Raw genomic sequence first — 6,556 nt, 5'->3', positions numbered from 1 at the left:
CCCGCCACCGCCACACTCTTCGCGCCACCATCCAGGTCAGCAACGTCCCGATCAGGGCGTTCCAGGGCCAGCGCAACAGCCGGCTGAAGTCGTACTCGCTCACCGTGCCGTTTGTCGCTTCGATGAGCGCCGCCGGATCGTACGCGACGCCGTCCTTGAAGACCGTTTCGACGTTGCGCACGTCGGCGATTCGCTTCGAGGGATCGCCCCGAACGACGACGAGGTCGGCGCGCTTGCCCGGCGCGATCACCCCTCGGTCGTCGAGCCCGAACACCGCGGCCGCGCGGGAGGTCGCCGCGGCGAGCGCGTCGGCCGGGCTCAGTCCCGCCCGCACCAGCAGGGCGAGCTCCTCGTGGACGGCGCGGCCGTGGGCGACCGCGGCGGGGGAGGGCTTGCCGGCGTTCGCGTCCGTGCCGAGCACGATCGTCGCGCCGGCCTCGTGCAACGCCGCCGTGGAGGCGATCGTGTGGTCGAAGTCCAGCCGTTTCGGCTTGAGCGGCATCGTCTCCAGGATCGTCCGCATCATCACCATCGTGGGGGAGACGGCGGTGCCCGAGGACGCGACGCGGCCCGCCAGGTCGGCGGACAGCGTGGCACCGATGGGCGCGTGGGTGATCACGTCGGCGCCCGCGTCGAGCGCGGTGGTGTAGGCCTTCGGCGAGGCGGCGTGGACGACGACCGACTTGCCGGCGCGGTGGGCTTCTGCGACGAGCGCGGCGACCGTCTCCGGGCTGAGCGGCCGGGGCTGGAAGGGCAGCTTGTCCTCCAGCACGATCTTGAGGTGGTCGGGGTCCTGCCGCAGCCGTTCGGCGACCCACCGCGCGGCGTCCTCCGGTCCGCGCACCGCCGTCGAGGCGGGGAAACCCATCTTGCGCACGGCCCTGCCGCGCACCGCGCACGCCGGGTACGACACCCCGCGCACGTCCGAGCGGTCGTCGGACTCGGCGTCGCGCATCCCGCGGAGCTCGTCCCAGTGGGGCGTGCCCATGTCGAGCATCGTCGTGACGCCCCAGCGCAGACCGGCCGCGAGCTCGTCGGCGTGACCGATGTGGACGTGCGTGTCGATCAGGCCGGGGAGCAGGTACCCGCCGCGGCCGTCGACGACCTCACCCGCGGTGTCACCGCCGGCCAGGCCGCTGATCAGGCCGTCCTCGACGCTGACGGAGGTGAGCGGGCCGAACGCGGTTCCGGTGAACGGGTGGACGTCGGTGATCGTGAACCCGGCCACGTCAGACCTCCGCCGGGGTGTCGAGCTCGCCGAGCACGGCGGCCAGGGCGGCGATGGCCGGCCCGAGGTCGGCCTCGCCCACCAGGGCGTGCTGGGCGGCGACGACCTCGCGGACCACCCGCCCGGCCGTCTCCTTCCCCTCCTCGGTCAACGTGACGCGCCTGCTGCGCCCGTCCGCGGCGTCGGCGCTCTGGACGGTGAGGCCGCGGCGTTCCAGCGACCGCAGCACGTTGCTCAGCCCACCGGTCGTGAGGAGCAGCCGCGACGACAGCTCCGACGGCTTCAGGTGGGTGTCTCCCGAGGTCAGGAGCGTGCCGAGGACGTCGTACTCGGCACGGCTCAGACCGCGTCGCGTCAGCACGGCGACGGTGACGCGGTCGGTGAGCGCGTGCATCCGTGCCACGCGCTTGGTGAACTCGATGGTCCGCGTCGGCAGTTCGGGCGCGTGGCGGGCCCACCACGCCACCACTCCGCCGACCAGGTCAGTCGTCACATGCCCCTCCATCTACCTTTGTAGATAGCTTTGCACAAAGGTAGACGGAGCGGTCAGGCGGACTTCAGCTGGCCGCCGTCGACCGTCCAGTTCGACCCGATCGCGCTAGGCATGGCCGGGGACGACAGCAGCACGACCGCGCGGGCGATCTCGCCGGGGTCGACGAGGTCGCCGCTGACCATGCCGAACTGCTCGGGCAGCCCCGCGACCAGTGCGGCGTGGTCGACGCCGAGGTGGGCGGCCATCCCCGCGACCAGGCCGTCCGGGCCCACCAGCAGGTCCGTGCGCGTCGCGCCGGGCGTGACGGCGTTGACCCGGACGCCCGCCCTGCCCGTCGCCTCGGCGAGTCCGCGGGTGAACGCGTTGAGCGCGGCCTTGGCGGCGGAGTACGGCAGGGGAGCGGTGTGCGGGGCGCGGGCGCTGCTGGAGCTGATGTTGACCACCGAGCCGCGTGCCTCGGCGAGCGCGGGCAGTGCGGCCCGCGTGGTGCGCACGGCCGCGTTGAGGTTCAACGCGAACACGTTCGCCCAGGTGTCGTCGTCACCGCTGAACGGGTCCTCGTACATCCCGTCCGGGCGGTCGTCACCGCCGCCCGCGTTGTTGACCAGCGCGTCGAGCCGCGGGTCCTGGCCGAGCACGGCCTCGACCAGCTTCACCGGACCGTCCGCGGTGGCCAGGTCGGCCGGGACGAACACCGCGCCCGTGGCGGCGAGCTCGGGAGTGCTCCGCCGGGCGGTCGCCACGACGGACGCCCCTTCGGCGATGAAGGCCCTGACGACGGCGAGGCCGATGCCTTTGCTCGCGCCGGTGACGAGGACGCGCTTGCCTTCGAGCTGGAGGTCCATGACCGGGTTCCTCTCTGAGGGGTGGTTGCCCTTTAAGTGATACACAGCTGTTGCAGTTAACGCAACAAGTGCGACAGTGTCGTATCGTTTAGTCATGGCAGAGACCGGGACACGACGCCTGCGGGCGGACGCGGAGCAGAACACCGCGCGGATCCTGACCGCGGCGGCGGAGGTGCTGGCCGCGGACCCGCTGGCGTCGCTGGAACGCATCGGCGAGGCCGCCGGTCTGACCCGCGCCACCGTGCACCGCCGCTTCGCCTCCCGCCAGGCGCTGCTGGAGGCGTTGACCGAGCAGCTCGACCAGCGCTACCTCAGCGCGCTGGAGCAGTCCCGGATGGACACCGCGCCGCCGCGGCCGGTGTTCCTGCGGCTGACCGAGATCCTGTTCGAGCTCAAGGTGAGCCACCGGTTCGCGATGGAGCTGATGAGCGCGAAGAGCGACTGCCGGTCCGGGCTGAGCCCCCGCGTCGAGGAGGGGCTGGAGCAGGTCTTCGCACGGCTGCGCTCGGCGGGGGACATCACCGCGACCGGCGCCGACTGGTGCCGCGGCGTGTACCTGGCGGTGGTGCACGAGGTGACGCAGCTGCCGCCGGACGCGCCGGACCTCGTGGCGGCCGGGGGATCCCGCGCGGAGCTGGTGGTCAGGACCGTGGTCGGGGCGCTGGGCGGGACGTCTCAGCCCTGACGGACGGAGGTCCGCTCGCCCGCCTGGTACGCGCCCGGCGTCTGCCCCGTCGTCCTGGCGAACGCGTCGACGAACGCGCTGGCCGTGGCCCAGCCGCAGCGGTGCGCGGTGCCCGTCACCGATGTTCCCGCGCTCAGCTCCAGCATCGCGTGGAACACCCGCACCGCCGTGCGCCACTGCGGGTAGGTGCAGCCGAACTCCGCGCGGAACAGCCTGCTCAGCTGCCGGTCGCTCGTGCCGGCCCGCCGCGCCAGCCAGGTGATCGTGCGCGGGGTGGCCAGGTCGCCGGTCACCAGGCGGCACGCCGCGACCAGGCGCGGGTCGCGGGCGGTCGGCAGGGTCAGCGCGGCCAGGTCGGCACGCCGGACGCGGTCGCGGACCACCGCGCGCAGCCGGCGTGCCTCGGCGGCCGGGAGGCCGGGTTCGGTGCAGGCCATCAGCAGCTCGCGCAGCAGGGGAGTCACGGCGATCACGGTGGGCCGCTCGCCGGGGAAGAGCCGTTCCTCCGGCGGGAACCTCAGCAGGTGCACCTGGGCGTGGCCGTGGACGCGGTGCTCGTGCCAGGTCTCGGCCGGTGTCCAGATCGCCCGTTGCGCGCCCGCGACCCACGTGCCGTGCTCGGTGGTGACCGCGAAGACGCCGCTGCTGACGTAGAGGAGCTGGTGCTCGCCGTCGTGCCGGTGCCGGGCGATCACCTCGCCGGGGGTGTGGTGGTGGCGGCTTTCCGACACAGGTCGACAGTTTATCGGAAGTCTTCCGCCGGAGAGTCGATCACTGTGGGCGCATGAGAAGGTTCTTCGCCGACACCCGGCCGCTCGCGGTACCGGCGTTCCGCAGGACGTTCGCCGGGCAGGGCACCGCGGTGGTCGGGTTGATGATCACGGCGGTCGCCGTGCCGGTGCAGCTCTACGACCTGACGAGGTCGTCGCTCGTCGTCGGGCTGAGCGGGCTGGTCGGGCTGCTCCCGGTGGTCGTGTTCGGGCTGTACGGGGGAGCGGTCGCGGACGCGGTCGACCGGCGCAGGCTGTACCTGGTGGCGTCGTCGGTGTCGTGGGCGGCGACGCTCGGGCTGCTCGCGCAGAGCGTCGCGGACGTCCGCTCGCCGGTGCTCATCCTCGCTCTCGTGGCGGTGCAGGCCGGCAGCTACGCGGTCTCGTCCTCGGTGCGCGCCGCGATCGTCCCGCTGCTCGTCCCGGCCGAGCTGGTGCCCGCCGCGACCGCCCTCAACTACACGATCGGCACCCTCGGGCAGGTGGTCGGCCCGCTCGTCGCCGGTCTGCTCGTCGGACTGCCCGGCGGGTTCGGCTACGCCTACGCCGCCGACGCCGTGCTGTTCACCGCCGCCCTCTACGCGGCGGTGCGCCTGCCCTCGTTCGGCGTCCCGGAGGCTGTGGGACGGCCGGGGCTGCGGTCGGTCGTCGAGGGACTGCGGTTCCTCGGCGGCAACCCCGTGCTGCTCATGTCGTTCGCCGTCGACATCGCCGCGATGGTGCTGGCGACGCCGGAGGCGCTGTTCCCGCAGGCCGCCGCCACCCGGTTCGACGGCGGTGTGGGGCCGCTGTACTCGGCGATCGCGGCCGGGTCGATCGTGGCGGGGGTGCTGGGCGGCTGGATCGGGCGCGTCCGCCGGCAGGGCGTCGCGCTCACGCTCGCCGTCGTGGTGTGGTCGGCCGCGATCGCCGCCGCCGGGTTCGCGCGCGAGCTGTGGGTGGTGGTGGCACTGCTGGTCGTCGCCGGGGCGGCGGACCTGGTCAGCGCCGTGTTCCGCCAGTCGATCCTGCAGGGTTTCGTGCCGGACCGGCTGCGCGGGCGGCTGCAGGGCGTCTTCACGGTCGTCGTCAACGGCGGGCCGCGACTGGGCGACCTGCGGGCCGGGGTGATGGCCGCGACCACCACGTTCACCCTCGCCTGGTCCGGTGCCGCGCTGCTGTGCATCGCGGTCGTGCTCGTCGCGGCCGTCAGCGTCCGGTCGTTCTGGCACTACGACAGCCGGGCGGTCGTCATACAGGCGTAGTAGCGGCGTTCTCCCCGCCCTTCTGGCGGCGCTTGCGGTCGAGGAACCACATGACGGGCGACGCGGACAGGCCGTGCACGAGGACCGACCCGATGACGACCAGCCCGACGATCCGCCAGATGGTGCCGTGGTCGGCGAAGTCGCCCTCCTGCAGGGCGTAGGTGATGTAGAACAGCGACCCGACGCCCCGCACGCCGAAGAACGCGATGACGGTGCGTTCCCGCGGCCCGGTCTTGCCGCGCAGCAGGCCGATCCATCCCGCGGCGGGCCGGACCAGCAGCAGGACCGCCGCGGCGACCGCGACCTCCTGCCAGCGCAGTCCCGACAGCAGACCGGACACCGCGGCCCCGCCCAGCAGGAAGACGATCACCACGGTGAGCATGCGCTCGGCCTGTTCGACGTAGCTGTGCAGCACCTGGTGGTAGCCGTGGTTCCGTTCCGCCGCCCTGACCGTGCAGGCGCACACGAACACCGCGACGAACCCGTAGCCTTCGGCCAGCTCCGTGACGCCGTACGTCAGGAACGTCGCGGCGAGCGCCACGAACCCCTCGGCGTGCTCGGAGAGGCGGAACTTCTCCGACGGTGACGAGAAGAACAGCTTGCCCAGCAACCAGCCCACGCCCACACCGATCGCGAGACCGCAGCCGAGCCGCCACAGCACATCCACGCCCAGCCAGTGCGGCAGCCACCCCGACGGCGCGGCGCCGGCGACGCTGATCGCGATGGCGGCGTAGGTGAACGGGAACGCGAGGCCGTCGTTCAGCCCGGCCTCCGAGGTGAGCGCGAACCGCGCCTCGTCCTCGTCGGAGTCCGGGCTCTCGGCCGGTTCGGCGACCTGCACCTCACTGGCCAGCACCGGGTCCGTGGGGGCGAGCGCGGCCGCCAGCAGCACCGAGGAGGCGACACCGAGACCGAGCGCCCACCAGCCGAGCAGGCCGACGGCCAGCATGGACAACGGCATCGTGATCGCGAGCAGCCGCCAGGTGGTCGCCCACCCGCGGAAGCCGACCGCGCGGTTGAGCGCCAGGCCCGCGCCCATCAACGAGATGATCACGCAGATCTCGGTGAGGTGCAGCAGGACCGTGCTGTGGCGGTCGGGGTCGGGGTCGGGGAGGTCGCCGACCACCGAGAACGTCAGCGCGCCGGCGCCGAGGAACACCATCGGCATCGACACGGGCACGCGGTCGAGCAGCCGCGGCAGCAGCGCGGCGGCCAGCGTCGCCAGACCCGCGCCGGTGTACAGCAGGGAGCCTGGATCCACTGTCCGCCTTCCGCTATCCGGTACGGACTG

Annotated in this window: 7 protein-coding genes; 2 read left to right on the top strand and 5 right to left on the bottom strand. The window is 72.9% G+C overall.

What is annotated here, in order from left to right:
• From VF330_RS27375 to VF330_RS27365, 3 genes are all read right to left on the bottom strand, one after another.
• A partial coding sequence (locus VF330_RS27375; RefSeq protein WP_330854557.1) for an amidohydrolase family protein occupies nucleotides 1–1,228 on the bottom strand: 1,228 nt, incomplete at its 3' end.
• 1 nt (nucleotide 1,229) lies between these two features.
• Nucleotides 1,230–1,721, bottom strand: coding sequence for a MarR family winged helix-turn-helix transcriptional regulator (locus tag VF330_RS27370; protein WP_330854556.1), 492 nt, complete (start codon nucleotides 1,719–1,721; stop codon nucleotides 1,230–1,232).
• A 53-nt stretch (nucleotides 1,722–1,774) separates the two neighbouring features.
• Entirely contained in the window at nucleotides 1,775–2,566 is a 792-nt protein-coding gene (locus tag VF330_RS27365; protein WP_330854555.1) for an SDR family NAD(P)-dependent oxidoreductase, read from the bottom strand.
• Nucleotides 2,567–2,660: 94 nt separating this feature from the next.
• Between VF330_RS27365 and VF330_RS27360 the strand changes: the two genes are divergently transcribed.
• The gene (locus VF330_RS27360) at nucleotides 2,661–3,251 is read left to right on the top strand and encodes a TetR/AcrR family transcriptional regulator (RefSeq protein WP_330854554.1); all 591 of its coding nucleotides are present in this window, start codon (nucleotides 2,661–2,663) and stop codon (nucleotides 3,249–3,251) included.
• On the opposite strand, the gene VF330_RS27355 is transcribed toward VF330_RS27360, so the two are convergent.
• Nucleotides 3,242–3,982 carry a helix-turn-helix transcriptional regulator gene (locus VF330_RS27355; RefSeq protein ID WP_330854553.1) on the bottom strand — a complete coding sequence of 247 codons (741 nt, stop codon included), beginning with the start codon at nucleotides 3,980–3,982 and terminating at the stop codon, nucleotides 3,242–3,244. The two genes, VF330_RS27360 and VF330_RS27355, sit on opposite strands and share 10 nt — an antisense overlap.
• A 53-nt stretch (nucleotides 3,983–4,035) precedes the next feature.
• On the opposite strand from VF330_RS27355, the gene VF330_RS27350 reads away from it, so the two are divergent.
• Nucleotides 4,036–5,265 carry an MFS transporter gene (locus tag VF330_RS27350; protein WP_330854552.1) on the top strand — a complete coding sequence of 410 codons (1,230 nt, stop codon included), beginning with the start codon at nucleotides 4,036–4,038 and terminating at the stop codon, nucleotides 5,263–5,265.
• On the opposite strand, the gene VF330_RS27345 is transcribed toward VF330_RS27350, so the two are convergent.
• Nucleotides 5,252–6,526: a cation:proton antiporter gene (locus tag VF330_RS27345; RefSeq protein ID WP_330854551.1), complete on the bottom strand. Its 1,275-nt coding sequence runs from the start codon at nucleotides 6,524–6,526 to the stop codon at nucleotides 5,252–5,254. The two genes, VF330_RS27350 and VF330_RS27345, sit on opposite strands and share 14 nt — an antisense overlap.
• Nucleotides 6,527–6,556: the final 30 nt, after the last annotated feature.

It is taken from the genome of Lentzea sp., from assembly GCF_036380075.1.
Lineage (GTDB): Bacteria > Actinomycetota > Actinomycetes > Mycobacteriales > Pseudonocardiaceae > Lentzea.
This window is presented reverse-complemented; position numbering and strand designations above follow the sequence as displayed.

Excerpts from the sequence above, each read along its gene's own strand:
- VF330_RS27365 (WP_330854555.1), bottom strand. The coding sequence starts at position 2,566 with ATGGACCTCCAGCTCGAAGGCAAGCGCGTCCTCGTCACCGGCGCGAGC.
- VF330_RS27360 (WP_330854554.1), top strand. The coding sequence starts at position 2,661 with ATGGCAGAGACCGGGACACGACGCCTGCGGGCGGACGCGGAGCAGAAC.
- VF330_RS27350 (WP_330854552.1), top strand. The coding sequence starts at position 4,036 with ATGAGAAGGTTCTTCGCCGACACCCGGCCGCTCGCGGTACCGGCGTTC.